We start from the raw sequence: 25,099 nt of genomic DNA, 5'->3' as shown, positions 1-25,099 counted from the left end.
TACTTATACTTTGATGAACAAGCAAACTATTTTACTGGTAATGAAGAAGGCAGTTCCGATGCTGTTATTCTACCTGTTTTTCGCGACCATCTTACGCCTTTGGGAGCCTATTAAAAATATGTTTTCTGGGCTGCCTGTAGACTGGACCGCCGAATTCGCTAAAATAGAGTATACCCGCATGTTGATCTTTGCCGTACTGGTTTCGGTGTATGTGGGCTACAGAGAACTGAAACGCCAGCAAGCCCGCGAAGAAATAACCCAGCCCGAAAACTAACAAAACAAATGAAAACCGACAGCATCATTTTCGACCTCGATGGCACGCTCTGGGATGCTGCCGATACAGTTGCCAAAGCCTGGAAAGCCGCTAAAAAGCAGGTTAATTTTGAGATTCAGGATATCACGCCGGAAGATATCCGGAACGTGGCCGGCATGCAACACGACCTGATCTTTAAAAAGCTGTTCCCAAACCTAAGCGAGGCGCAGCAAAAGAAACTGATGGAAATAAGCGGCAAAGAGGAAATGGCGCACATCCGCAAGTATGGCGGCGTACTCTACCCAAACCTAACGGAAACACTGCAATACTTACAGCCAACGTATAAACTCTTTATCGTAAGTAATTGCCAGGATGGCTACATCGAAGCGTTCCTGGAGTTTAACGAGCTGCATACTTTCTTTCCTGATTTCGAGTGCTCCGGCAGAACGGGTAATCCCAAAAACGAAAACATCCGTGCCATCATCCAACGCAACCAGTTGCAAAACCCTGTTTATGTTGGCGACACCACCGGCGACCAGCAGGCTGCCGAAAAAGCAGGCGTTCCGTTTGTTTACGCCAAGTATGGCTTCGGGCAGTTACCAAAGTATGAGCAACACCTCGACCAGTTCGCTGACCTGAAAAAGCTGTTCTAAAAAGCCTAATGCTGAAATATAGCTTTTAAAATTATACTTTTTGCAGAGCTTAAAACCGGCTCCGTCGTATACTTTCCCATGATCCGAGAAGCCTCCCCCGACGATATAGACGAACTCTTTGAACTCTGGCGCGAACTGCTGCACTACCACCAGGGCCACCACGCTGTTTTCAAGTATAACCCGAACCAGGAGCATGTTTTAAAAAGCGAACTCTTAACCCGCATCAAGGATAAAAATACGCGTGTATTCGGCTACATGCAGCACGATGAATGGGTTGGAATGATCATTACCAGTTTTAAAGAAGGCGTTTCAGGTTTCAAGCTATCCAGGAAAGGGCTGATTGCGGAAACGGTTGTAAAGGAAAGCCACCGGGGCAGCGGCATTGGCAAAGAACTGTTGGAGGCCGCCCGCAACTGGCTCGAAGACATGGGCGCCGACCACATCGAATTACAGGTATCCGTTAAAAACGAATCAGGGCTTGCTTTCTGGCAAAACCAGGGCTTTACCCCTTCTACTTACCACATGATTCTTGAGCTGAAAGATGCCGGGAAAAAGAAGTGAGTTATACTTTGAAGTATAGATTATGTTGGATTTTCAGTAATGGTAACCCACCCCTAGTCCCTCCGAGGAGGGGAATTTTACTGTAACGTTACGTTCGAAAGTATAAAGCTGAAATAAAGCTGATTCGGATATTTTATCCGGATCTTTAGTGATGGGGATTTGAAATCCCCTTGTTACAGCGGCTCGCAGGGATTAGGAAATCCCCTACTCCATACTTTCGGATTTGGAAATCCGAAAGAGCTGTGATATTTAAGCTATGATTCTGAATCAGTCGTTACATAAGTTGTTGGTGAAAACACACAACAACGGCGAGTTGTATTTCGGAAGGCGATTACAGATTTTAATTTGAAACCAAAATTTAATCATCAGCTTTTCTCAGTCAGTTCCAGTTTTCCGGAATCCTGGTATTTGAGTTTTCCTAAGTCAAGTAGCTCGCGGAGCAGGTTGGTTATGGTGTCGTTATACTTTGGCTCGAACTGTTGTACCAACTCTTTTGGTAAGTATGACTTTTGTTGCAGCAGGTCCAGCACTTTTTTCTGTAACGCTTTTCCATCTTCCGGTTCGCGTGTCTTTTTGCGTTGCGCCAGGCAATAATCACAGATGCGGCAGCTTGTATCCGAAACCTCCCCAAAATATTCTAGTAATTGCTGGGTACGGCAGCGGTTAGCGGTTTCTACGTAGCGGCCCATTTCGGTGGCCTGTTCCAGGGCACGGCTGCGGAGTTGATCCAGCTTTTTAGTGTCCAGTTTCAGGTTGGCAGCATCCTGGCGCGGAGCAGTAAAAATTAGTTGCGGTGAATCATGTTGCGGCTCGTACACCAACACTTTCAGTTTATGCAGGTATTCCAGTTTGCGCCGGACATCGGCTTCCGGCATGTTCATGTATTTAGCCAATGCTCTTTCAGATATCTTCACGAAGTTAGCAAACGCTTCTCCCCCATGCAGCCGCAGCAGCAACCGGATCATTCTATCCTGATCAGGGTTTTTGAGCTGAAAATCATACAGGGCCATATTCTCTAGCAGAAAGTATAACCGCGACGGCATATAGTAACTTTCGTTGAGCTGCACGTAGCCTTCCTGCTCCAGCCTTTTGATAACGTGGTGAACTTCCAGCGCATTCAGCTTATAGTTCTTGGCAAAATCAGCCAAATCAAAATCAAAGTTGCTGAGCAAACCACTACCGACGGCCAACTGGTAATAATTAGCCAACGATTGATACACTCTCCTGATCAGCTCTACCGGCGGATGCGCTTCCTGTACTTTGCGTTTGAGTTCGGCTACATCACTCGGCCCAACCAGAATAGTGGCGTACGCATACTTTTCGTCGCGGCCAGCACGCCCGGCTTCCTGGTAATAGGCTTCGAGGCTTTCGGGCAGGCCAAGGTGTACCACCAGCCTTACATCCGGTTTATCAATTCCCATCCCAAAGGCATTGGTCGCGACCATTACCCGTACGTTGTCCTCGATCCAGCTTTGTTGCACCAGGTTGCGGTCCTCAAACTTAAGTCCGGCGTGGTAGGCTGCTGCTGCAATGCGTTTTGATTGTAAATATTTGGCTATCTCCACTGTTACGCGGCGACTGCGCACATATACTATACTTTGGCCTTGCATGCGCTGCAGAATTTCCAAAAGCCGGCTCACTTTATCTTCTGTATAAAGGCACGAATACGAGAGATTGCTGCGGGCAAAGCTCTTTACAAAAACGTTCTCTTCCCTAAAGTGTAGTTTCTGCTGAATATCTTTCCGGACAACTTCGGTAGCCGTAGCTGTAAGCGCAATAACAGGCACTTCTGGCAGCGCAAGGCGAAGCTCGGCTAGTTGCAGATAAGGCGGCCTGAAATCGTAACCCCATTGCGAAATACAATGCGCTTCGTCGATAGCCAGTAGCGTGATGTTCATGCGCTTCATGCGCTCCTGGAAAAGGTCTGTCAGTAAACGCTCCGGCGACAAGTATAAAAACTTCACCTGCCCGTACACGCAGTTATCCAGCGTAATGTCGATCTCTCGTCGGTTCATACCCGAGTAAACTGCCACCGCCGAAATGCCTCGCTTCTTTAGTTGCTCTACCTGGTCTTTCATCAGGGCGATAAGCGGTGTTATTACCAGGCAAATTCCCTCCTTTGCAATAGCCGGCACCTGAAAGCAAACCGACTTACCGCCACCTGTCGGCAGAAGCGCCAGTGTATCCTTTCCAGCCAACACAGAACGGATAATATCTTCCTGCAACGACCTGAATTGGTCGTAACCCCAGTAGGTTTTAAGTATGGAATGTATGTGCTGCAATGGCCGGTTGTTTGAGTTGCGAAGATACGGGTTAAGCGGTATAATCACGAAGTATAAAATTCGGTTATACTTCAGCATCCTTTTTAAAGACTCATTTACCGTACAGATGTAAACCCACCCCAACCCCTCCAAGGAGGGGAATTCTCTGCTGAAGCTTAATTATACTTTTCAGCCCTCGCTCGCGTCCCACGAGTGTGAATACCAAGATTACTTTAACAGGAATTGCTTTCGAGTCCTGCTACAAACTAATTCCCCTCATCGGAGGGGTTAGGGGTGGGTCTACACTTAATTCACTTCTTCATTTCAAAACTATGCCCTATTCTCATTTTCAAAGTATAAACCGGGCATAAAAAAACCCTTTCACTAAAAAAGTAAAAGGGTTTAGGATAAGTATAAATTTACTTACGCTGCGGCAGATTGTCCGTCTTCACGGTCTTCGATCACTTTCTTCAGTTTCTCGATGGCCTGTGCGGCGCGTTCTTCGTCAAAGCGGTTAATGTTAAGCAGCATCTTTGTTTTTTCCTGGCGCGTGATAACCGGGTTGTTCAGCAGTCTGATGATCTCTTCTTTCTGCTTGGCAGATGCATACCGTACACTGTTTGTTGCCACTTCTTCTGCTGTAGGCTCTGGAGTAGCAGTATTCGCAGCTGCAGCACGCATGGTTGCCTTCTTCTCGGTTGGTACGGCTGCTTTGCCTACTGGCTCGTTGCCTGCATAATCCATTTCCTCGGTAGGAGTTGGCTCATAACCGGCAGCACGAATTACCCAGGCCAGTATGTTACGATATGCTTTACCAATAGCTCTTGTCTGCGCCATTGAGGCAATCGCAAATTCCTGGTAATATTTTTTACCACTCTCTTTGTTAGAACAGATGGCAAAACCGGCACCTACAATCTGCTGACTGCGCAGATCAAGTAAATTAACTTTTGCCTGGTATTTTATCTCATCATCTGTGCTGATGTTAACCACATGGTCTACTACAGGAAGTATACCTAGTCGCGATCCGGCATATTGCCAGCCTTCGACGTTTACATATTCTTTGCCCTGTATATTCTGGTATAATCGGTTTTCCTTTATAAACTTAGCCAGGTCAACCGCCAGATGTAGTGTCTCGTCAGATTTGGCAATATCATAACTCTCGACCTTTGCCTTCTTCTGCAACACTTTTGTTTCTTTCTCTGGTTGATTCATATCTCTTAGCTTCTTATTGTAGTACATATATCAAACACAACCCTGTGTAGAATAGTGCAAAAAATGCTAAAAATTATAAAATTTATAACACTGATTATCAGTAACTTATAAATTATTTTTTTAATATTTTTGGCTATTGCCACAGTTGTATCAAAAAGCTAAAAGTTGAGCAGCGGGTAAAGATTAACTACGTAAAAGTACAGCCCAGAGTTGGATTAAGGTAAGAAGTATAAAACTTGCGTTACAAGTAGCAGGCTTTACAAAAAGAAATCGCTCTGCTCCCATGTAAAGTATGGAAACAGAGCGACAAAGTATAATTAACAATATGTCTGAAGTATAACTTAGCTGCCTACAATCAGGCCGTCTTTCATTACCAGCCGGCGGTCGGCCATGTTAGCCAGCTGCTCATTATGCGTCACCAGTACAAAGGTCTGGTTAAACTCATCGCGCAGCTTAAAAAAGATATTGTGCAGCTCGTCGGCGTTTTTCGAATCCAGGTTACCGCTGGGTTCATCTGCAAAAATAATGCGTGGTGAGTTGATCAGCGCGCGCGCCACAGCCGTGCGTTGCTGCTCCCCACCCGACATTTCGGAAGGTTTGTGGTGCAGGCGATGCGATAGCCCCAGCATATCCAGCAAATGGGCTGCACGCTCCTCTACTTCTTTCTCCGGGAAGCCACCTAAGTAACCCGGCAAACAGGCGTTTTCGAGGGCCGTAAACTCGGGCAGCAGGTTATGAAACTGGAAAATAAACCCGATGTGCTTGTTCCGGAAACGGGCCATTTCGGCGGCATTCATTTTAGCGATGTTCTTGTCATCAAACATCACATCGCCGGAATCTGCCGTATCCAGGGTTCCTAAAATGTGCAGCAACGTACTTTTGCCGGCACCCGAAGCACCCACAATCGATACTACCTCGCCGGGAAGTATGGAAAGATCAATGCCTTTAAGGACAGGCAACGTACCGTATTTTTTGTAAATGTTAGATACCTGGAGCACAGCTTATGTATTTGTAAAAGAGCAATCAATTAAAACTTAAATCAGCCAAAGCTACAAAACAAACCTATACTTTAGCAATGCGCTCTTAAAATACCAACGCCTGCCAGGTTAAATGCTGTAACTATTAGCTTGTAATTTTCAGGCCGTGTACGGATGCAGGTTTCCAAAGTATAAAAATTCAGAAAATCAGGACATCGGTTTTTGTACCTGTGGTTTTTCCAGCACATCTTTTACATACAGCTCCTGCACCAGCACCATGATAACGGCCAGTATAGGCGCTGCCAGCAAAAGCCCCATCGCACCAAGCAGGATACCAAGCAATACCTGAAAAAAAAGCAGCAACGCCGGCGGCAAGTCTACTGTTTTCTGGAAAATTAAAGGTGTAATAAGATAGCTTTCAAATAGCTGGATCCCCCCATAAATCAGCAACACGTACAATGCCATCTGGCCTCCTTCTGTCAGGCCTATCAGCAAAGCAGGCAACCCGGCAATCCAGGGGCCGATATTGGGAATGAACGCAAACAGAAACGCAATAAACGCCAGCGCGAACGCCAGAGGCAAGCCGATTAAACTATACCCGATTGCTGTACTTATGCCAATGATAGCCATCGCCAAAAGCATGGCAACCAACCAGAGTTTGAGCGTTGTATAACACGCATCAAGTACCTCCAGTACGCGCGTTCTGCTTTTTACCGGAAATAATCTGGTGAAACCATGGGTATATAACTTCGGATTGGATGCAAAAAACAGGGCTGTTATCACCACAATAAAAAAATCGGTGAGGAAGCCCAGAACGGTAGAAAAAGCCCCAGTAACTCCCGATATAATGGTTTTCTGCTTTGGCAGCATGCTGCTCAGATCATCCGGCACTTTATCCAGTACCTTGTCGCCCCAGCTTTGGCTACTGACCCAGCTTTCTACGCTCGTGAGCGCCTGCGGTAAGGTTTGCTGCATTTCTTTTATCTGCTGCCCTACTGTAGGAGCCAGCAGCCAGAAAGCCCCGATCAGCAAACCAAAGAAAAGGATAACTGATAGCAACAGTGCTATTCCTCGTTTCATGTGCGTTTTGCCCACAATCCAATCGGTAATGCCACAAAACATAACTGCCATCAATACACCGGCAAAAACCAGTAAAAAGAAATAGGCTTGTTTTCCCAACAAATAAAAACCGGCTGCAGTTAAAAGTATAATGAAAGCAGCAAGCAGCACACGTTTTGCAAAAGTATAGGTAGCAGGCATAGGCAACAGGTAAAAACTAACCGTAAAACATCATATCTTCTTTTGTTTTACCTTTCATGTGCTCTACTTGTTATAGTTTTATGTACCGCACCTCTAACACCGGCCCTAACAAAACTTGTGATATGCTGTTTTACCTTAAGATTTTAAAAAAGCATTACTTGAATTTAAAGCTAAGAAGACGTACTTTCGTGCGTCCATTAAAACTGAAAGCATGAACATACACGAATATCAGGGTAAAGACATTTTAAAGAGCTTCGGCGTACGCATACAGGAAGGTATCGTAGCTGACACGCCGGAGGAAGCTGTAGAAGCGGCCAAAAAGCTAACCGAGCAAACCGGCACCAGCTGGCATGTAATTAAAGCACAGATACATGCAGGTGGCCGTGGCAAAGGTGGTGGCGTTAAGCTTGCTAAAAACCTTGACCAGGTTAAAGAAATTGCAGGCCAGATTTTAGGCATGACACTGGTAACGCACCAGACAGGCCCGGAAGGCAAACTGGTAAATAAAGTACTTGTTGCACAAGATGTTTATTACCCTGGCGAGTCTGATCCGAAAGAATTTTACCTGAGCATTCTGCTTGACCGTGCAAAAGGTCAGAACGTGATCATGGCATCTACTGAAGGTGGTATGGACATCGAAGAAGTTGCTGAGCACACACCAGAGAAGATCATCAAAGAATGGATCGATCCGGCTGTTGGGCTGCGTCCTTTCCAGGCCAATAAAATCGCTTTCGCGTTTGGCTTAGAAGGCGAAGCTTTTAAGGAGATGGTGAAATTCATCACAAACCTGTACAAAGCTTATGTTGAGACAGACTCATCTATGTTTGAGATCAACCCTGTTCTGAAAACTTCAGACAACAAGATCTTAGCGGTAGATGCGAAAGTTGATTTAGATGAGAATGCACTGTTCCGTCATAAAGACCTGGCTGCCCTGCGCGATACTTCAGAAGAAGATCCGTTGGAGGTTGAGGCAAGCGAATCGAACCTGAACTATGTAAAGCTGGACGGTAACGTTGGCTGTATGGTGAACGGTGCTGGTCTGGCTATGGCTACCATGGATATTATTAAACTTTCCGGTGGCGAGCCCGCTAACTTCCTTGATGTAGGTGGTGGGGCAAATGCACAGACTGTTGAAGCTGGTTTCCGCATTATCCTGAAAGACCCGAACGTAAAAGCGATCCTGATCAACATCTTTGGTGGTATTGTTCGTTGCGATCGTGTTGCAAATGGTGTAGTAGAGGCTTACAAAAACATTGGTGATATCCGTGTTCCGATCATCGTTCGTCTGCAAGGTACAAACGCTGAAGAAGGTGCCCGCATCATCGACGAGTCTGGCCTGAAAGTTTACTCTGCCGTAGCTTTGAAAGAAGCCGCTGAAAAAGTAAAGCAGGTTTTAGCTGAAGTTGGAGCTTAATCTCTAAAGTATAAAAACAAAAAAGGCTGCCGTAACTGGCAGCCTTTTTTGTTTTTATACTTTAAGAAAAGTTAGAAAGTTCAGAAGTTAAAAGTTATCATTGAAGTTGTTTAGTATCATAGATTATTTGCCCAAACCCGCCGTTGTTGGTGTTTTCACCGACAACTATACGTTAGCCTACTAATGCTTGCTGGTGAAAATACGCAGCAAGGGCAACCTGCATCAGTTTTCTTTTAAAACACTAAACAGCTTCATTTTTTACCTTTTTGACTTCTAAAATTTCTAATTTAAATCACTTCCAGTTCTACTTCGATGTTACCTTGCACGCCAACAGAGTATGGGCAAATCTGGTGCGCTTCGTTTACCATCTGTATTGCTTTTTCACGGTCAACGCCTTTTAGCTCTACTTCAAGCTTAACGCCCAGGCCATACGCGTGATTTTCACCTCTAAGCAGGTCTACGTATGCTTTTACAGTAGATGCCGGATCGAGGCGCTCTTTGTGCTGAGCAGCTACCACCATCAGGGCACTCTGAAAACAGGCTGCATACCCGGCTGCAAACAATTGCTCAGGGTTGGTTTTTCCTTTTTCGCCGCCTAAGCCTTCCGGTATAGAAAGGGGCATATCAATAATTCCGTCTGATGATTTTACGTGGCCACGTCGGCCTCCTGTAGCAGTTACTTCTGCCGTATACAGTTTTTCCATAGTTAGCTTTGTTATTTTAATGTCTGACTTGTTATCTATAAACTCAAAAATTGAGGGTATTGTTTTGGCTGCAAGTAAATTAACAGGCGCATATGTTAACGGCAGGATTTAACTTTATAAATTTAAGCCCGAAAGTTTCGTTTTAACGCCATTGTTCCTATTTTTGCATTCCTGCACTCGTAGTTCAACTGGATAGAATATCGGATTTCGGCTCCGACGGTTAGGGGTTCGAATCCCTTCGAGTGCACTGTAAAGCTTTAAAGCCCTGTAAATGTATGTTTACAGGGCTTTTTTTTGTGGCGCTTCAAAGTATAAATAATTCTGTTTGTTACAGAATGTACAAACCAGGTGGCACCACTCCTCTAGATTCTGGTTTTACTAGCAGGATAAATCATAATCTATTCATTACCAAGAAGTAATCACTCGAATCATAAGTACGCTTCTGTTTAGGAAACAAAACCCACGTTCCGTTTTATTAACAACAGCTGCATGTATCTTAAACCACTTACAACCGTATGAGTGAGCTTTGCAATAATATTAGTACATCGTATGCCAGTGGTTTTACCATAGATTATAGGTATGCTTATTTTATAATTATATCTTCGTATATAATCTGTTCCTGATAAACACTGCGATACGCTTAAGAGATAAAAAAACATGAACCAATCGGCACAACTGCTCAAAAAGAAAAAAAAGACGATACTTGAAAACTGGATTAAAAATCAGTTAACGGAAGAGTCGCTTCGCGAAGACCTGATCTCTAATGATGAGTTACGTCGCCAGTCAGAAGAGTTGTTGGATAAACTTACTTCTGCCCTGGAAAAAGGAAACACAGAAGATATTTATAATTCTGATTTTGAACAAGTTACAGATATATTAAGTGATATTTCGGTAACACGCGCACGTCAGGGTTTTTCGCCGCGTGAGGTTACACTTTACGTCCTGAGCCTGAAACAAGCCGTGACGGATGTGATGGAAAAAGAACTGCGCGACAAACCTGAGGTTTTGTACAAGGAGATTCTGCAGTTTAACAAACTGATCGATAGCCTGAGCATCCATACATTTGAAACTTACCTGCGCGGCCGCGAAGAAGTTATACTTCGTCAGACAGATGAGATAAACGAAATCTCTACGCCGGTTATCCGTGTTTGGGATGGTATACTTGCCCTTCCGATTATCGGCACGCTAGATAGCTCACGCACGCAGATTGTGATGGAAAACCTGCTGCAGGAGATTGTAAATACAGGCAGCAACATTGCTATACTTGATATTTCAGGTGTTCCGGCCGTGGATTCGCTTGTAGCACAGCACCTTATTAAAACGGTAAGCGCTACCCGCCTGATGGGTGCCGAGTGTATCATCAGTGGTATCCGTGCCGAGATTGCGCAGACAATCGTTCATCTGGGCATCGACCTTTCCAATATTAAAACTAAAGCTTCTTTATCTTCTGCGTTGCAACTGGCGTTCAGTATGCTTGCCCTTGAAGTAAAAAAGAAGAATGCTAACTCATTTTCAGGTAAAGTAATCAGATAATACCATGGATAGGATTCCAATTTTAAAAATGGGGCCCTTCCTGTTGGTAACTATACAAGTAGACTTATACGACAGGCTGGCTCTAAATCTTGAGAATGACCTTATCGCAATGGTAAGCAAAACCGGCGCGCGTGGCGTTCTCATCGATATCTCTGCAGTTAATATAGTTGACTCCTTTATGGGGCGTATTCTGGGCAACATTGCTTCTATGTCCCGTATCATGGATGCTGAAACTGTAGTAGTGGGCATGCAACCTGCCGTGGCTATTACATTAGTAGAGCTTGGTTTAACCCTGCAGGGTGTGCACACGGCCCTTAACGTAGAAAAAGGGATGGATTTGCTCTATGATAGAACAGATTTGTTAACTACACAAGAAGACGAAGACAACGGAGAGGCCCCTGATGATTACAATGAGTAAAGACACGATGCAAATCGTGCGTGAACAAGACGTTGTACCATTCAGGAACAGGGTGCGTGAGCTGGCCGTGAAAATAGGAATGAGTCTGGTAAACCAAACCAAACTTATTACTGCAGCCAGCGAACTTGTCCGGAACATGTTAAAATATGCCAATGGTGGTAAAATAACCCTTGAGATAGTCAACAAAAACGGGCAGAACGGCATCAGGCTGATCTTTGCAGACGAAGGCCCCGGTATAGAAAACATACCACAGGCTATGCAGGACGGCTTTTCGACTGGCAAAAGCCTGGGCCTTGGGTTACCGGGTACCAAACGCCTTGTAAACGAATTCGACATTAAAAGTGTGGTAGGCTCTGGTACTACAGTTACTGTTACACACTGGAAAAATGGACGTTAAACACCAGCGGTTTCTACTTACCGACAGAAGCTTCGCCAACATTGTAAAACGGGATATAACCCGGATGGCCGAAAGCTACGGCTTTTCGCCAACTGAAGTAGGCCGGATAAATATTGTGGTGTCAGAGATGGCATCTAACCTTTTAAAGCACTCCCCTACCGGCGGCGAACTGCTTGTAAAATTCACTCCTGATAACGCGATAGAAATTTTATGCCTGGATAATGGTCCCGGCATGAAAGATCCGCAGCGCATGTTAGCAGATGGGACCTCTACTACCGGCACGGCCGGCGAAGGTTTAGGGGCTATTATGCGGCAGTCCCATACATTCGATATGTATACTTTTGTGGGAGGCGGCACTGTTATACTTTCGCGTATCTATAAAGGGCAAACCGAAGTACCTAAAAGAAAAAGCCCTTTTGAGGTAGCTACGGTAGCCATACCAAAACCCAACGAGCAATTTTGTGGCGATGGCTTTGGCATAGCAGAAAAAGGGAAACAATGTTATTTTATTGTATTGGATGGATTAGGGCATGGCGCTGCCGCCAATGAAGCCAGCAACGAAGCAGCCGCTGCTTTTTTGGTAAACCATACTTTAAACCCTGCCGATAACCTGCGTCAGATACACAACACAATCCGGAAAACACGCGGCGCTGTGGGCACCATCGTGCACATAAACCTGGCGCAGAACATGTTAAGTTATTGCGGCATTGGTAATATTGCCGGCAGGCTTTTTAACATCGAAGGGCCGGGTATCCAGAATACAGCCAGCAAAAATATTATAGCTTACAATGGCATTTTAGGGCATAATATTCCGAGTACGCTTAATACCCAAACCCACGAGTGGAATAATTATAAGCTGCTTATCCTTCATTCGGATGGTATTAAAACACGATGGGACCTGAGTAAATACCCGAACCTGCACCGCCATGACTGCAGTATTATTGCTGCCATTGTTTACCGGGATTTCCGACGCGATACCGATGACTCGCTGGTAGTTGTAGCACGCACAAAATCCTGAGATGTATGCCAAAAGTCATCTTAAAAATCAATATCAACAATGAACTGGATGTAGTGCTTGCCTACAAGCGGGCGAAACAATTATCCGAAAGATTAGGCATTACCATCGGCAACCAGACCAAGTTTGCTACAGCTGTATCAGAGATTTGCCGCAATGTGGTGGAGCATGTAGGCAGTGGTACTATACAGTATAGTCTAACGGAAGTACAAAGTATAAATTACTTGGAAGCCATCGTGAGTGACCGGGGCCGGGGCATAGGCAACGTAGATTTCCTGATGAACCGCAATATAGGATCATCCCATATCAAAGGAGCAGGCCTGCTCAACTCCCGCAAGCTGGTAGATTATTTTAATATCCAGAGTGAATCGGAGAAAGGTACTAAAGTTACGTTGCGCCAGCGCCTGGCACACAACGCGCCTACTGTAACAAAAGCCATTGCTGAAAACTGGGTAATGGAGTTTGATCAGGATGGGGTATCGCCTTATGCAGAAATTAAACGCCAGAACATGCAGTTGCTGGAAGTGCTGGAACAACTCCGCGAACGCAACGAAGTAGCCGAGCAGCGCTTACAGGAAATCAGCAGGCTAAACAAGCAACTACAACAAACCAACAACGATATCCAGGTGCTGCTGCAGGAGCGTGAAAGCCAGAATACCCAGCTGCAAAGTATAAACGAAGACCTCGATACCTTTGCCCATACCGTATCCCATGATCTGCGTGCGCCCTTACAGAATATAAATGGCCTTTCAGAAGCGCTAAAAGACTGTTTGAGCACTAACAAGTTAACTGAGGCCAAAACCCTGCTTCCGATGCTGCAACAGCAGACAGCCCGCATGGACCAGTTTATTATGAGCATACTGGCTTACTCGCTGGCCGGCCGGAAGAACATAACTAAAGTAGAAACCGATCTGCACGAGTTGGTAAAGGGTGTTACCGAACTGCTGAACCTGCCGGATTACATTACCATCATCTTACCGGAAACGCCTTTAAAGCTCAGAACGGAAAGTATACTTCTGCACCAGGTATTCAGTAACCTGATAGGCAACGCCATTAAATACCACGACCTGAAGCAGGATGCCACTATAGAACTTAGTTTTACCCAACAAGGAGATTGGCTTTATTTTGCATTGCAGGATAATGGCCCTGGTATACCTGCCCGTTCCCATCAGCATATTTTTAATGTTTACCAAACAGTAAATATGGATAGTGCCGGAAACAGTACCGGGCTAGGCTTATCTATCGTTAAGCGGATTATAACAGGCAAGGGTGGCAAAGTATGGCTGGAGTCTGAAGGGCGTGGTACCAGGTTTAGTTTTACCTGGCCAGCCAGCGAAGTAATCAAAGAATAAATACATTCATACATCAAAAAGCCTGCTTTGGTAAAGCAGGCTTTTTGATGTATGAATAGTTAATTTCTGTTGAAAAATTCCTGCAGCAACTCCTGCACATCGTGCTTGGTAAGCGTTTTGGAATAATGCTTTTTAACACGGCTATAGTTCTTCAGGCGTTCCAGGTCGTAAAAGCTGGCCGAAGAGGTTAGCATCATAATAATGACGTGGTCCTGTGCATCTAACTGGCGGTTCTGATATTCATCCAGGAAAGAAAAGCCATCCATTACAGGCATCTTAATATCCAGAAATATCAGGTCCGGGCATTTTTTACCCGAAGCTTCTATACAGGCATCACTTAAATATTCTATTGCATCCCTGCCATTGGTACATACCATAATTTCCTTAGCCACCTGCATGTCTTCGAGCAGGCGCTTGTTCAGGAAATTAGTTGTATCATCATCATCAACTAATAGTATTAGTTCGAGCATTGCTTTGATATAAATTCTGGATAATTACAAACTGTAGTAACTACTAAAAGAGTTGCATTTACGACAACAAATATCAAATTAAGATTCCCCATTTCAAAGTGTCTTTTAAAACAATAACTAACTTTAGTAGTTTACCCACGCTGCTATACCAATAAACCCTTAGCAAAAGAAAAAAACTATTCTCAGAACGCTCCGGCAAGTATAATTTTAAGGCTTTTTCGCTCCCAAAAATTGTCCTTCTCCTTACACATACAACTAGTTATACTTTAGCTGCATCCGCTTGTCTGTGTTGTTTTAAGTTAACTAACCTGTTCCGCACCTTTCTATAAAACAGGTTAAGCTGCACTTGCCGCTTTCTTACACCTGCGAGCGCCAACATATAGTTATCGGTGGTTACAAAAACGGCGGCTTTAATCATTAAAAACAGGAGCGCTGAAGTATTTCAAAGTATAAATGCCTTCGCTGATCACCTTCAGTTTCAGACTACAAGTAAAAAGCTATTCTGTTTTTAAAAGTATGAATCTTGCTCCATATGCTTTCGTATCGTATGTTAGCTATATCCTTTTTAGGCTTATATAAGTAAATAACTCCATCAAACACCTGAAACCACAACTACCTATATGGATACTTATAAAATGAACCCCGATAACATGCGTGCCCCAAACAATCTTTCTCCTGAAGAGATAAGAAAAAGTCTGGAAGAGCTGGATGCAAAGATCAAAACGCTGAAAGCAAAGGTTAACGCCACCACCGCCGACTCGAACCATACATACCACGAACACATTGCAGCCCTCGAGAAAAAACGCTCGCTGCTAACTGATAAACTAAACAGTTCAGAAGAAAACCAAAGCAAATGGCAGGACATCCGGACAAGTATAAATAGCCTGCTGGATGATGTGAACAACATTTTTAAATAAAAAAAGCCCGGACTAAATGATATAGTCCGGGCTTTTTACTTTTGTTTATACTTTGAACTACGCCATAGCCGGCTCTCTGAAACCAACCCATGTAAAGCGCTTAATTACAAACTCAGGGTTTGTGAACGAAGCGTTACCTGCCGGGTTACCACCCGTTACGTGGAAATCAGAGAAACTCGCATTCTGGTTTACATAGATGCCACCGGTCAGGTTAAAGCTTACCGGCGTAGCAGCCAGGCTCATCTCATCCATTATTTTTTCTTTCGTTTCCGGATCTGTCGTATAAGCGCCGCAGGAAATAGCGCCATAGTTCAGGGCCATCTCTTGTGCCAGCGCAATCGACTGATCGGTATCTTGCGTTTTGATCATCAGCATGATCGGGCCAAACAACTCGCGGCTGTAGCTTTCTTTTTCAGAAGCATCCACCTCGTAAATTACCGGTGTGCAAGTACGGGCGTTCGCAAATACCGGGTTACTGAAATCGCCACTATTCAGCAATGTAGTCCCTTTGATGGAAGCAGACTCTTTTACACGCTCAATGGTAGCCGGATTCTGGATGGCACCTAAAATATGCGGGCCAGCTTTCGGGTTATTGGCAAGTGCCGTAACCGCATCTGCAATTTTTTTCACTACCTCTTCGTAAGGCACTGTTTCGCCGGCTACTTTAACACCCGAAGCCGGGATAAAGAAGTTCTGCGGTGCGGTACACATCTGGCCAGAGTATAAGTTTACCGAAAATGCCAGGTTCTGCGCTACTTTATCCAGGTCCTCCACCGAGTCAAGTATGATAGAGTTCACACCCGTTTTTTCAGTAAATACGGTTTTGCCTTTCAGGCTCTCTACGTAGTTACCAAACTCTGTTCCGCCTGTGTAATCGATCAGTTTTACTTTCGGGTTCTCAGCCAGTTCTTTTGTGATTAGGTGGTCGTCTGCATCTACAGCCAGCTGGCAAATGTTTGGATTTAATCCGTTTGCCTGTAACACTTTCTGTACTTCGGCTACCACTATTGCAATTGGTAATACCGCTTTCGGGTGTGGTTTAATGATAACCGGGTTACCCGTGATCAGGCTGGCATACATACCCGGCACTGTGTTCCAGGTCGGGAAAGTGGCACAACCAATTACCAGTGCAACGCCTTTTGGTACGGCTTTCCAGGTTTTATCCAGCTTCAGGTTGTACTTGCCCATCGGCTTCTCCCAGGTAATCGCTTCCGGATAGCGGGTCTGCTCCTGGTAACCGGATGCAATTGCTTCCAGCGCACGGTCAGCGGCATGCGGCCCCGATGCCTGGAAAGACATCATATAGGCCTGGCCTGTGGTGTGCATGGTCGCGTACGCGATCTCAAAGAAACGGTGCTTTATCTGCTCCAACGATTCGATCAGCAAAGCTGCACGGTCGGCAGGTTTTACTTTACGCCACTGATGGAACGCTTCTTCGGCCCGGCTCACCAAGGTTTCTGTTGCAAAGTATGGATATTTTATACCTAACGGCTGCTGCTCGTAAGGCGAATCCTCCTGCCCTACCCATGCTTCCGGGTCTTGCTGCAGTAATTCTGTAAACTGCTTGTTCAGGTGTGTTTTATACTTTTCGCGGCCTTCTTTGTCGGCGTTTTCGCCATATACTTCCGGTAACGGGTTTTCAGGGTATTGTGCAAAGAACGTACGGGCGTCGATGGCCGCTACGGCTGCTTCTAAAATAGAAGTATGTTTCTCGCTTAAATTCAATTCCATAGTCAAGCTTTCTATATGTATGAGGATATGGTTTATCTTAATTGTGTGAATTTACATAATTTTTGGCAAGGTATAGACACCTCTTGAATTTATGTAACTAACTTTACGTTAGACGGAACCGCTTCCGGCTCATCCTGGTTTCGTTCGCTATTTATAATTAATTTACTACAAGCAATTTGACAAAATGTTTACCAGCCGTTTTGCGCTGTTTCGTGGCTTAGGCTGCGTACTGGCATTTATACTTTATACTTTACCCGGCTTTGCCCAACAGCCTGGTGCCCCTACACAACCCTACACCGTTGTTTATAAACTGAAGCCAGGGTATAGCGAGGCCGCTTCGGTCAGGGCTATGGGCGGCAGCCGCCTGCAGGAGTCTTTCGAAAAGATAAAAGCCAGAAAAGTACAACAGGTTTTCCCGAACCAGGCTGCCGGTGCAAGAACGCTGCGTAAACAAAAAAACCAGGTCGATCTGTCGCTGCTTTACAAATTAACCTATGGCCAGGACCAGAATTTCGAACAGGTAAAACGCGCCTTGTTAAGTACCGGAATGGTTGATTATGTAGAGCCTGTTTACGTGCGCGAGCCCATGCACCAGCCCAACGATCCGAGCTCAGACTCTCTTGTTACAGCGCAATATTATTTAAAGCTGATTAACGCGTACCGAGGGTGGGCAATTACAAAAGGCAGCGAAGAAGTGGTGATCGGGATACTGGACACAGGTTTCAGACTAAGTCATAAAGAACTGGAAAGTAAAGTAGCCCTTAACACCAGCGACCCGATCGATGGCATCGATAACGATAACGACGGTTTGATTGACAACTACAAAGGCTGGGACTTTTCTGATAACGATAACAACGTATTCGACGATACTTCCTGGAAAACCCACGGCACAGCAGTTGCTGGTATCACATCTGCTTCTTCGGACAATGGTTTTGGAATGGCTGCCGTTGGTTTCAACACAAAGTTTCTGCCTTTAAAGGTTTTCCCTTCTACGGCCAACGGTAGTTTCGGCGGCTACGAAGCTATGGTATACGCTGCCGAAAAAGGTTGTAAAGTAATTAATTTATCGTGGGGCGGTTTGGGTTACTCACAGTTCGAGCAGGATATTATCAATTATGTCGCGCTGGATAAAAATGTAGTGATCGTGGCTTCCGCCGGGAACACAGGCACAGAGGTAGACTATTACCCTGCCACTTATGATAATGTGCTGTCTGTAGCCGGTACTGATATTAATGACCGCAACAATTATACTTACAATTATGGTGTGGATATAAGTGCACCCGGCGTAAATATGTATTCGGTTAATGGCAATACAGAAGAGGGCTTCAGCAGGTTTTGGGGAACTTCGTTTGCTGCTCCGGTGGTGGCAGGCGCCGCAGCACTTATCCGGACACAGTTTCCGGCGCTAAACTCCCGCCAGGTAGTAGAACGCATACGTATGAGTGCCGATGATATTTATGCTAAAAACGCAGCTCCCAATTTTGCAGGTAAATTGGGCAGAGGCCGCCTCAACCTAAAAAAAGCGTTGTTAGCTACCGACCTCAAATCTGCCAGGGCAACGGCGCTTTATTTTGAGAGTAAAGCCACGCCGCGTGCCGGAGCCATTGTGCCGCTTACAGCAGATATTACCAACTTCCTTTCTCCCCTTTCCAACCTCCAAATCCGGCTTACAAGCCAGTCCGAATTTCTGGCAGTGGAGCAGGCAACCGTAACAGCCGGAAGTATAGCTACAATGCGTTCGTTTACAACCACTCCAGATAAAACATTTAAAGTCCGTATCTCCGAAAGTACGCCCCTAAATACGAAAGTTATTGTTCGGTTAGATTATACGGATGGTGCTTACACTGATTTTCAGTATATCACCCTGATCTTAAACCCAAGCTTTGTAACCCTGGATGCCAATAACCTGCTGGTAACCATAAACAGCATGGGTAACCTGGGATACGATGGTCTAAACCTGGATAAAGGTTTGGGAATACGCTATGAAGGCAACTCGCTTTTATTTGAAGGAGGCCTGATGGTAGCGACAGCACCTACAAAAGTGGCAGACAATATCCGGAACGAGTACTATGAAAGTGATGGTGATTTTACGCCTGTCAGCAACGCACGGCTGCACCACCAGACGCCGCTGGCAACCCAGGAAGGCCGTGCTGTTATGCAGGATGAAGCCAACACAGGCCTGCAGATAAAACACATTACCTACGCCTGGGCCGACCAATCCGATCAGGATTACGTGATCCTGGAATATCACCTGAAAAACACCACAAACGCTACCATAGAAAACGCTTACGCCGGTATTTTTGCCGACTGGGATATCAGTAACTCTTCGGATGGCTTTCTGTATAACGCTGCCGACTGGGACAACGACCTGCGTATGGGGTACGTGTACAGCCTGCGCCAGCCATTGCCGTTTACAGGTATAAAACTCCTCACAAATGGCACTGCCGGCTACCACGCCATCGATAATTACGGCGGCGATAAAAGTTCTTTCTCGGTGGAAGACGGCTTTACAACGCAGGAAAAGTATAAAGCATTAACCAGCGGTGTAGCACGGCAAAAAGCCGGTTCAGGCAAAGGAAATAACGTATCGCATGTGGTTAGCAGCCAGGTTCAAAGTATAGCGCCCGGCCAAACCGCCATTGTTGCGTTTGCGTTACTGGCAGGCGATGACCTGGCTGCCCTGAAACAACACGCTACAGCCGCCCAGCAAAAGTATAAACTTCTGAAAACCGGCCCTGCTCCGCTTGCCATACAAGAGACACTTTGTAAAGGCAGTACCTATACCTGGAAACCGGAAGGTGGCAGCAAGTATAATTTTTACACGGATGCCGAAAAGAGCAACTTACTCGCATCCGGAGCTTCTTATACTTTAAAAAACTTAACGGAAAACACTGTTATCTACGCCGCCAACATCGATTCTGTATTTGAAAGTGCAGTTGCAGCCGGTACCTTCGCGTTAGCACAAACCCCGGAAGCAGAGATTAATCAAACCGGGGCAAAGGTTCATGCCGGCATTCCGGTTACGTTTACCAGCCAAACCCAGCATGCCCATAACTTAACCTGGTACTTACCCGAAGCCCAAACCAGCAACAGCGAAAGTATAAATTATACGTTCACGAAGGCAGGTACTTATGAGATCAGCTTAACAGCCACCGACGAGCAAAACTGTACAACTGTAACAGCCACTAAAAAAGTAACGGTATTGCCGCTGTTACCAGGCCCGGCACCTCTTGCACTTACCGAAACGATGTGCGCCGGCAACAGCCTGGTTTGGGCTCCGGAAGGAGGTACTACCTTTAACTTTTACGCTGATTCAGAAAAGAAGAACCTGATCGGAACCGGTGCTTCGTTTGCATTAACGAATATCACCAAAAGCACTACCATTTACGCCTCAAATGCTGATTCGCTGGTAGAAAGTGCCTTGTCGCCTGCTGTGGTTAAACTTGTACCTAAGCCGGAAATAGATTTTACGTTTGATGTTGCTAAGATCTATCCGGGTATGCCTGTTACGTTCGTTAGCCAAAGTATAAATGCCGCCACCTTACTTTGGAATTTCGGAACGCCTGATACGCATACAAGTCCAAGTACCGTCCATACTTTTGCAGCTCCGGGCACCTACTCGGTTACACTTACCGCAACAGATAATTTAAACTGCAATACAGTTAGCGTCACCAAACAGGTAGAAGTACAGGCCACCTCTCCTGCTGCCATTGCGGAAATGCTGGTGCTCTACCCGAATCCGTCAAACGCTGTTGTTACAGTTAATTTACTCACAGACGGCGACGCGACCAAACTACCTAAGATCAGTATCTGGGATGCAACCGGCCGTGCCGTGCAACCGCCTGTTACTTCCCTAAAGGCCCAGCAGGTAACTATTAATGTCAGTAACCTGCAGGCTGGCTTATACTTTGTCCGGTTCGATTACAGCAACACCAGCATCACCAAGCGAATTCTGGTTACAAACTAAAGCCATACTGTTTACTTAACTTATACTTTCCCAAAGTATAGAAAAAAAAAGAGAGCCTCCGCTATAAGCAGAGGCTCTCTTTTTTATGTACTAATTGTTACTATTTCGATTCCTGCATACGGATCAGGTTGAGTGCAGATCCGGCTTTGAACCAGGCAATCTGGCCTTCGTTGTACGTATGGTTTACTTTGATAATATCCGTGCTGCCATCTTTGTGGTGAAGTGCCACTTTTAACGGAACACCCGGTGCAAAGCTTTCCAGACCGAGGATATCGATGGTATCGTTCTCTTCGATCAGGTCGTAATCTGCTTTGTTATCGAAAGTTAAGCCCAGCATACCCTGCTTTTTCAGGTTGGTTTCGTGGATACGGGCAAAAGATTTTACCAGTACAGCACGAACGCCTAAGTGGCGCGGCTCCATGGCAGCGTGCTCACGCGAAGAACCTTCCCCGTAGTTTTCATCACCCACTACAACCGTACCGATACCTGCTGCTTTGTACGTACGCGCAGTTGCCGGTACCGTATCATAGCCACGGGTCATGTCGTTGTATACGTTGTTAGGCTCGCCGTTAAACGCGTTGATCGCACCGATCAGCATGTTGTTGGAGATGTTATCCAGGTGGCCACGGTATTTCAACCAAGGACCAGCCATCGAAATATGGTCTGTTGTACACTTACCTTGTGCTTTAATAAGCAGTTTCAGGCCTTTCAGGTCTGTACCTTCCCATGGCTTAAAGCCTTCCAGTAACTGCAAACGGTCAGATTGCTCATCCACGATGATGTTTACAGCACTTCCGTCCTCAGCTGGTGCTACATAACCGGCATCCTCTACCGCAAAGCCATTAACCGGCAACTCGATACCTTTTGGCTCATCAAGCATTACCTGCTCGCCGTCTTTGTTTGTAATGGTATCTGTAAGCGGGTTAAATGTAAGGTCGCCGGCAATTGCAAAAGCAGTCACGATCTCAGGCGATGCCACAAACGCGTGTGTGTTCGGGTTACCATCGTTACGCTTCGCAAAGTTACGGTTGAAGGACGTGATGATCGAGTTTCTGCGAGTCGGATCATCGGTATGGCGTGCCCACTGCCCGATGCACGGACCGCAAGCGTTTGCCAGTACAACACCACCCATCTGAGCGAATGTATCCAACAAACCATCGCGGGCTGTTGTATAACGCACCAGTTCCGAACCAGGCGTGATTGTAAATTCAGCTTTCGCTTCGATGTTTTTCTCTACAGCCTGCGCTGCAATGGAAGCGGCACGGGTAATGTCTTCGTAAGATGAGTTGGTGCACGATCCGATCAGACCAACTTCCAGTTTAGCTGGCCAGTTGTGCTCTCTTACCACCGCAGCAAACTGCGAAATAGGCCAGGCTGCATCCGGCGTGAATGGACCGTTTACGTGTGGCTCTAACGTAGAAAGATCAATCTCAATTAACTGATCGTAGTAAGCAGAAGGGTTTGCGTATACTTCGTCGTCGGCACGCAGGATATGCGCAACCTCGTCAGCCAGTTGTACTACTTCTTCGCGGTTAGTAGAGTTTAAGTACGCACGCATGCTGTTATCGTAAGCAAAAACCGAAGTAGTTGCGCCGATTTCAGCACCCATGTTACAGATCGTACCTTTACCAGTACAAGACATATTTTCAGCACCATCGCCGAAATATTCTACAATCGCACCGGTACCACCTTTTACAGTAAGTATACCAGCCACTTTCAGGATCACATCTTTCGGAGAAGTCCAGCCGTTCAGTTTACCTGTCAGTTTTACACCAATTACTTTCGGGAATTTCAGCTCCCAGGCCATGCCAGCCATTACGTCAACGGCATCAGCGCCACCAACACCAATCGCTACCATACCAAGGCCACCGGCGTTTGGCGTGTGCGAGTCTGTTCCGATCATCATACCACCCGGGAAGGCGTAGTTCTCAAGCACTACCTGGTGAATGATACCAGCACCTGGCTTCCAGAAACCGATGCCATACTTGTTCGAAACCGAGGCAAGGAAATCATATACTTCTTTGTTGATATCGTAAGCTTCCTGTAAATCCTGGTCTGCGCCAACACGCGCCTGAATTAAGTGGTCGCAATGCACCGTAGATGGAACCGCTACAGTAGGTTTGCCAGCCTGCATGAACTGAAGCAAGGCCATCTGTGCCGTTGCATCCTGCATGGCTACTCTATCCGGGGCAAAATCTACGTAAGACTTGCCACGCTCAAATCCTTGTGTGGCGTTACCGTCGTATAAGTGAGCATACAGAATTTTTTCTGTCAGGGTAAGCGGCTTGCCTACTACCTGGCGGGCAGCGGTTACACGCTCTTCCATGCCGGCATAAACTGCCTTGATCATTTCTAAATCAAATGCCATAGTTTCGCTATTGTTAGTATGTTTAACTCTTTTTTGTGAAGTTCACAAATGTACGAAATATCATAGTTTCTGAAAAATATCAGCGTAAATGAATATAAGCTCAATATACCATTCATTTTTTTGTGTGCTGGTATTTTCAGCCATAACCCTTAAGTTTGTTTTATGATACAGTCTCACATTAATACACCTGCCAGGCTGATTTTGTTTTTGGCGCTGGCCTTCTCTCAACTTATAACGTCCTGTAACTCTAAGCAATCATCTGATATGGCCATAAAAGAAGGTAGCTGGCGCGTGGTGCTGCAGGCACAAAACCAGGAAATTCCGTATATCATGAACGCCGAAGCCAAGGACGGCAAAACGGTATTATACCTGCTGAACGGCGAAGAACGGATTCTGCTGGATGAGATTACACCGATGGGCGATTCTGTAAAAATCGGCTTACATATTTTTGATGCCGACCTGATCGCGAAAGTAGAAGATGGCCAGATGAAAGGCCGCTTTGTGAAAAATGATACCCCGGAACCATATTCTGTCCCTTTTACGGCAACACATGGCCAGAAAAACCGCTTCTCCGAAAAACCTGCACCAGCCACTTTTGCCTTTGGTGGCAAATGGGAAGTAGTGTTCTCGGATAAGGAAGGCAGCAGCTACAAAGCGGTGGGCGTTTTTAACCAGGATGATAATTATATAACCGGCACGTTCCTGACTGAAACCGGCGATTACCGCTACCTGGAAGGCGAAGTAGCCGGTAACCAACTGAAAGTTTCTACATTTGATGGCAACCACGCCTACCTTTTCACGGCAAAACCTGCCGGCGACAGCACCCTGCAGGGAGAATTCTTTTCGGGGATGAGCGGTTACGAAAGCTGGACAGCCAAACGCAATCCGGACGCCAAGTTGGCCGATGCCAACACCTTAACGTTTTTAAAACCAGGCTACGACAAACTTACTTTTTCTTTTCCTGACCTGAACGGCAAACAGGTAGCGTTAACCGATCCGAAGTATAAAGGCAAAGTGGTTATTGTGCAGTTACTTGGTACCTGGTGCCCGAACTGCCTCGACGAAACCAACTTCCTGAGCCCATACTATAATGCCAACAAAGCACGTGGCCTCGAAATTATCGGTTTAGGTTTTGAGCGCAGCCCTGAGTTCGAAAAAGCTGCTGCCCGCCTGGCTAAAATGCGTGATAAGCTCGATATAAACTATGATTTGCTGGTTGCTGGTGTATCAGACAAAGATGCCGCCGCTAAAGCTTTACCTGCATTAAACCACGTCATGTCTTTCCCGACCACTATTTACATCGACAGACAGGGGAAAGTAAGAAAAGTACACACCGGATTTTCAGGCCCCGGTACCGGTAAATATTACGAAGATTGGGTAAAAGATTTTAATGCCACCATGAACGAATTGCTTGCAGAAAAGTAGAATTTTATGGTCAGAAAAAGAGGCTGTTTAGCGTTTTAAACAAATAAATTACTGCTGCCCTTGCTGCGTGTTTTCACCAGCAAGCTCCTGTTGCTGAAAGTATAGTTGTCGGTGAAAACACCAGCAACGGCAGGTTCAGGCGCTGTAATTGAAAACGCTAAACAGCTTCGAAGTATGAAAAAGGCCGTTACAATTTTGTAACGGCCTTTTT

20 protein-coding genes and 1 tRNA gene are annotated in these 25,099 nt (G+C 45.7%); 13 read left to right on the top strand and 8 right to left on the bottom strand.

Annotated features, from left to right (window positions below; translation table 11 throughout):
• Positions 1–13 precede the first annotated feature (13 nt).
• The 3 genes from DP923_RS13390 (at position 14) to DP923_RS13380 (ending at position 1,467) form a co-directional block, all read left to right on the top strand.
• Positions 14–274 carry a hypothetical protein gene (locus tag DP923_RS13390; RefSeq protein ID WP_112306378.1) on the top strand — a complete coding sequence of 87 codons (261 nt, stop codon included), beginning with the start codon at positions 14–16 and terminating at the stop codon, positions 272–274.
• A gap of 8 nt (positions 275–282) precedes the next feature.
• Positions 283–906, top strand: coding sequence for an HAD family hydrolase (locus tag DP923_RS13385; RefSeq protein WP_112306377.1), 624 nt, complete (start codon positions 283–285; stop codon positions 904–906).
• A 78-nt stretch (positions 907–984) separates the two neighbouring features.
• A complete protein-coding gene (locus DP923_RS13380) occupies positions 985–1,467 on the top strand; it encodes a GNAT family N-acetyltransferase (RefSeq protein ID WP_112306376.1) in 483 nt (160 codons plus the stop codon).
• A gap of 365 nt (positions 1,468–1,832) precedes the next feature.
• Here DP923_RS13380 and DP923_RS13375 read toward each other — a convergent pair whose 3' ends face one another.
• The 4 genes from DP923_RS13375 to DP923_RS13360 all read right to left on the bottom strand — a co-directional run bounded on the left by DP923_RS13375 (position 1,833) and on the right by DP923_RS13360 (position 7,177).
• Entirely contained in the window at positions 1,833–3,827 is a 1,995-nt protein-coding gene (locus DP923_RS13375) for a RecQ family ATP-dependent DNA helicase (protein ID WP_317047283.1), read from the bottom strand.
• A 324-nt stretch (positions 3,828–4,151) separates the two neighbouring features.
• The gene (locus DP923_RS13370) at positions 4,152–4,940 is read right to left on the bottom strand and encodes a hypothetical protein (protein WP_112306703.1); all 789 of its coding nucleotides are present in this window, start codon (positions 4,938–4,940) and stop codon (positions 4,152–4,154) included.
• A gap of 341 nt (positions 4,941–5,281) precedes the next feature.
• On the bottom strand, positions 5,282–5,938 hold the full coding sequence (locus tag DP923_RS13365) for an ABC transporter ATP-binding protein (RefSeq protein WP_112306375.1): 657 nt from the start codon (positions 5,936–5,938) through the stop codon (positions 5,282–5,284).
• A gap of 186 nt (positions 5,939–6,124) precedes the next feature.
• Positions 6,125–7,177, bottom strand: coding sequence for an AI-2E family transporter (locus DP923_RS13360; protein WP_112306374.1), 1,053 nt, complete (start codon positions 7,175–7,177; stop codon positions 6,125–6,127).
• A 211-nt stretch (positions 7,178–7,388) separates the two neighbouring features.
• On the opposite strand from DP923_RS13360, the gene sucC reads away from it, so the two are divergent.
• On the top strand, positions 7,389–8,591 hold the full coding sequence (sucC, locus tag DP923_RS13355) for an ADP-forming succinate--CoA ligase subunit beta (protein ID WP_112306373.1): 1,203 nt from the start codon (positions 7,389–7,391) through the stop codon (positions 8,589–8,591).
• Positions 8,592–8,878: 287 nt separating this feature from the next.
• Here sucC and DP923_RS13350 read toward each other — a convergent pair whose 3' ends face one another.
• Positions 8,879–9,295, bottom strand: coding sequence for an organic hydroperoxide resistance protein (locus DP923_RS13350; RefSeq protein ID WP_112306372.1), 417 nt, complete (start codon positions 9,293–9,295; stop codon positions 8,879–8,881).
• A gap of 173 nt (positions 9,296–9,468) precedes the next feature.
• Here DP923_RS13350 and DP923_RS13345 point away from each other — a divergent pair.
• From DP923_RS13345 to DP923_RS13320, 6 genes are all read left to right on the top strand, one after another.
• Positions 9,469–9,542: transfer RNA gene (locus tag DP923_RS13345), tRNA-Arg, on the top strand.
• A 410-nt stretch (positions 9,543–9,952) separates the two neighbouring features.
• Complete coding sequence (locus tag DP923_RS13340; RefSeq protein WP_112306371.1) at positions 9,953–10,828, top strand: STAS domain-containing protein; 876 nt, start codon at positions 9,953–9,955, stop codon at positions 10,826–10,828.
• 4 nt (positions 10,829–10,832) lie between these two features.
• A complete protein-coding gene (locus tag DP923_RS13335; RefSeq protein ID WP_112306370.1) occupies positions 10,833–11,246 on the top strand; it encodes an STAS domain-containing protein in 414 nt (137 codons plus the stop codon).
• On the top strand, positions 11,239–11,643 hold the full coding sequence (locus DP923_RS13330) for an anti-sigma regulatory factor (protein WP_112306369.1): 405 nt from the start codon (positions 11,239–11,241) through the stop codon (positions 11,641–11,643). Before DP923_RS13335 ends, DP923_RS13330 begins: the two co-directional genes overlap by 8 nt.
• Positions 11,633–12,661 carry an ATP-binding protein gene (locus DP923_RS13325; protein WP_112306368.1) on the top strand — a complete coding sequence of 343 codons (1,029 nt, stop codon included), beginning with the start codon at positions 11,633–11,635 and terminating at the stop codon, positions 12,659–12,661. Before DP923_RS13330 ends, DP923_RS13325 begins: the two co-directional genes overlap by 11 nt.
• 5 nt (positions 12,662–12,666) lie before the next feature.
• Complete coding sequence (locus DP923_RS13320; RefSeq protein ID WP_112306367.1) at positions 12,667–14,010, top strand: sensor histidine kinase; 1,344 nt, start codon at positions 12,667–12,669, stop codon at positions 14,008–14,010.
• Positions 14,011–14,069: 59 nt separating this feature from the next.
• Here DP923_RS13320 and DP923_RS13315 read toward each other — a convergent pair whose 3' ends face one another.
• Positions 14,070–14,480: a response regulator gene (locus tag DP923_RS13315; protein ID WP_112306366.1), complete on the bottom strand. Its 411-nt coding sequence runs from the start codon at positions 14,478–14,480 to the stop codon at positions 14,070–14,072.
• A gap of 620 nt (positions 14,481–15,100) precedes the next feature.
• Between DP923_RS13315 and DP923_RS13310 the strand changes: the two genes are divergently transcribed.
• Positions 15,101–15,397 carry a sll1863 family stress response protein gene (locus tag DP923_RS13310; protein WP_112306365.1) on the top strand — a complete coding sequence of 99 codons (297 nt, stop codon included), beginning with the start codon at positions 15,101–15,103 and terminating at the stop codon, positions 15,395–15,397.
• 57 nt (positions 15,398–15,454) lie between these two features.
• Here DP923_RS13310 and paaN read toward each other — a convergent pair whose 3' ends face one another.
• Positions 15,455–17,128, bottom strand: coding sequence for a phenylacetic acid degradation protein PaaN (paaN, locus tag DP923_RS13305; protein WP_112306364.1), 1,674 nt, complete (start codon positions 17,126–17,128; stop codon positions 15,455–15,457).
• A 184-nt stretch (positions 17,129–17,312) separates the two neighbouring features.
• Between paaN and DP923_RS13300 the strand changes: the two genes are divergently transcribed.
• On the top strand, positions 17,313–21,095 hold the full coding sequence (locus tag DP923_RS13300) for a S8 family serine peptidase (RefSeq protein WP_112306363.1): 3,783 nt from the start codon (positions 17,313–17,315) through the stop codon (positions 21,093–21,095).
• Positions 21,096–21,195: 100 nt separating this feature from the next.
• On the opposite strand, the gene DP923_RS13295 is transcribed toward DP923_RS13300, so the two are convergent.
• The gene (locus tag DP923_RS13295) at positions 21,196–23,463 is read right to left on the bottom strand and encodes an aconitate hydratase (RefSeq protein ID WP_112306362.1); all 2,268 of its coding nucleotides are present in this window, start codon (positions 23,461–23,463) and stop codon (positions 21,196–21,198) included.
• A gap of 162 nt (positions 23,464–23,625) precedes the next feature.
• On the opposite strand from DP923_RS13295, the gene DP923_RS13290 reads away from it, so the two are divergent.
• Entirely contained in the window at positions 23,626–24,888 is a 1,263-nt protein-coding gene (locus tag DP923_RS13290) for a peroxiredoxin family protein (protein ID WP_112306361.1), read from the top strand.
• The last annotated feature ends 211 nt before the right edge of the window (positions 24,889–25,099 follow it).

Origin of the sequence: Pontibacter arcticus, assembly GCF_003284895.1 — a bacterium.
Lineage (GTDB): Bacteria > Bacteroidota > Bacteroidia > Cytophagales > Hymenobacteraceae > Pontibacter > Pontibacter arcticus.
This window is presented reverse-complemented; position numbering and strand designations above follow the sequence as displayed.

Coding starts and splice junctions, on each gene's coding strand:
- DP923_RS13390 (WP_112306378.1), top strand. CDS start 14: ATGAACAAGCAAACTATTTTACTGGTAATGAAGAAGGCAGTTCCGATG.
- DP923_RS13385 (WP_112306377.1), top strand. CDS start 283: ATGAAAACCGACAGCATCATTTTCGACCTCGATGGCACGCTCTGGGAT.
- DP923_RS13380 (WP_112306376.1), top strand. CDS start 985: ATGATCCGAGAAGCCTCCCCCGACGATATAGACGAACTCTTTGAACTC.
- DP923_RS13375 (WP_317047283.1), bottom strand. CDS start 3,827: ATGCTGAAGTATAACCGAATTTTATACTTCGTGATTATACCGCTTAAC.
- DP923_RS13370 (WP_112306703.1), bottom strand. CDS start 4,940: ATGAATCAACCAGAGAAAGAAACAAAAGTGTTGCAGAAGAAGGCAAAG.
- DP923_RS13360 (WP_112306374.1), bottom strand. CDS start 7,177: ATGCCTGCTACCTATACTTTTGCAAAACGTGTGCTGCTTGCTGCTTTC.
- sucC (WP_112306373.1), top strand. CDS start 7,389: ATGAACATACACGAATATCAGGGTAAAGACATTTTAAAGAGCTTCGGC.
- DP923_RS13350 (WP_112306372.1), bottom strand. CDS start 9,295: ATGGAAAAACTGTATACGGCAGAAGTAACTGCTACAGGAGGCCGACGT.
- DP923_RS13340 (WP_112306371.1), top strand. CDS start 9,953: ATGAACCAATCGGCACAACTGCTCAAAAAGAAAAAAAAGACGATACTT.
- DP923_RS13335 (WP_112306370.1), top strand. CDS start 10,833: ATGGATAGGATTCCAATTTTAAAAATGGGGCCCTTCCTGTTGGTAACT.
- DP923_RS13330 (WP_112306369.1), top strand. CDS start 11,239: ATGAGTAAAGACACGATGCAAATCGTGCGTGAACAAGACGTTGTACCA.
- DP923_RS13325 (WP_112306368.1), top strand. CDS start 11,633: ATGGACGTTAAACACCAGCGGTTTCTACTTACCGACAGAAGCTTCGCC.
- DP923_RS13320 (WP_112306367.1), top strand. CDS start 12,667: ATGCCAAAAGTCATCTTAAAAATCAATATCAACAATGAACTGGATGTA.
- DP923_RS13315 (WP_112306366.1), bottom strand. CDS start 14,480: ATGCTCGAACTAATACTATTAGTTGATGATGATGATACAACTAATTTC.
- DP923_RS13310 (WP_112306365.1), top strand. CDS start 15,101: ATGGATACTTATAAAATGAACCCCGATAACATGCGTGCCCCAAACAAT.
- paaN (WP_112306364.1), bottom strand. CDS start 17,128: ATGGAATTGAATTTAAGCGAGAAACATACTTCTATTTTAGAAGCAGCC.
- DP923_RS13300 (WP_112306363.1), top strand. CDS start 17,313: ATGTTTACCAGCCGTTTTGCGCTGTTTCGTGGCTTAGGCTGCGTACTG.
- DP923_RS13295 (WP_112306362.1), bottom strand. CDS start 23,463: ATGGCATTTGATTTAGAAATGATCAAGGCAGTTTATGCCGGCATGGAA.
- DP923_RS13290 (WP_112306361.1), top strand. CDS start 23,626: ATGATACAGTCTCACATTAATACACCTGCCAGGCTGATTTTGTTTTTG.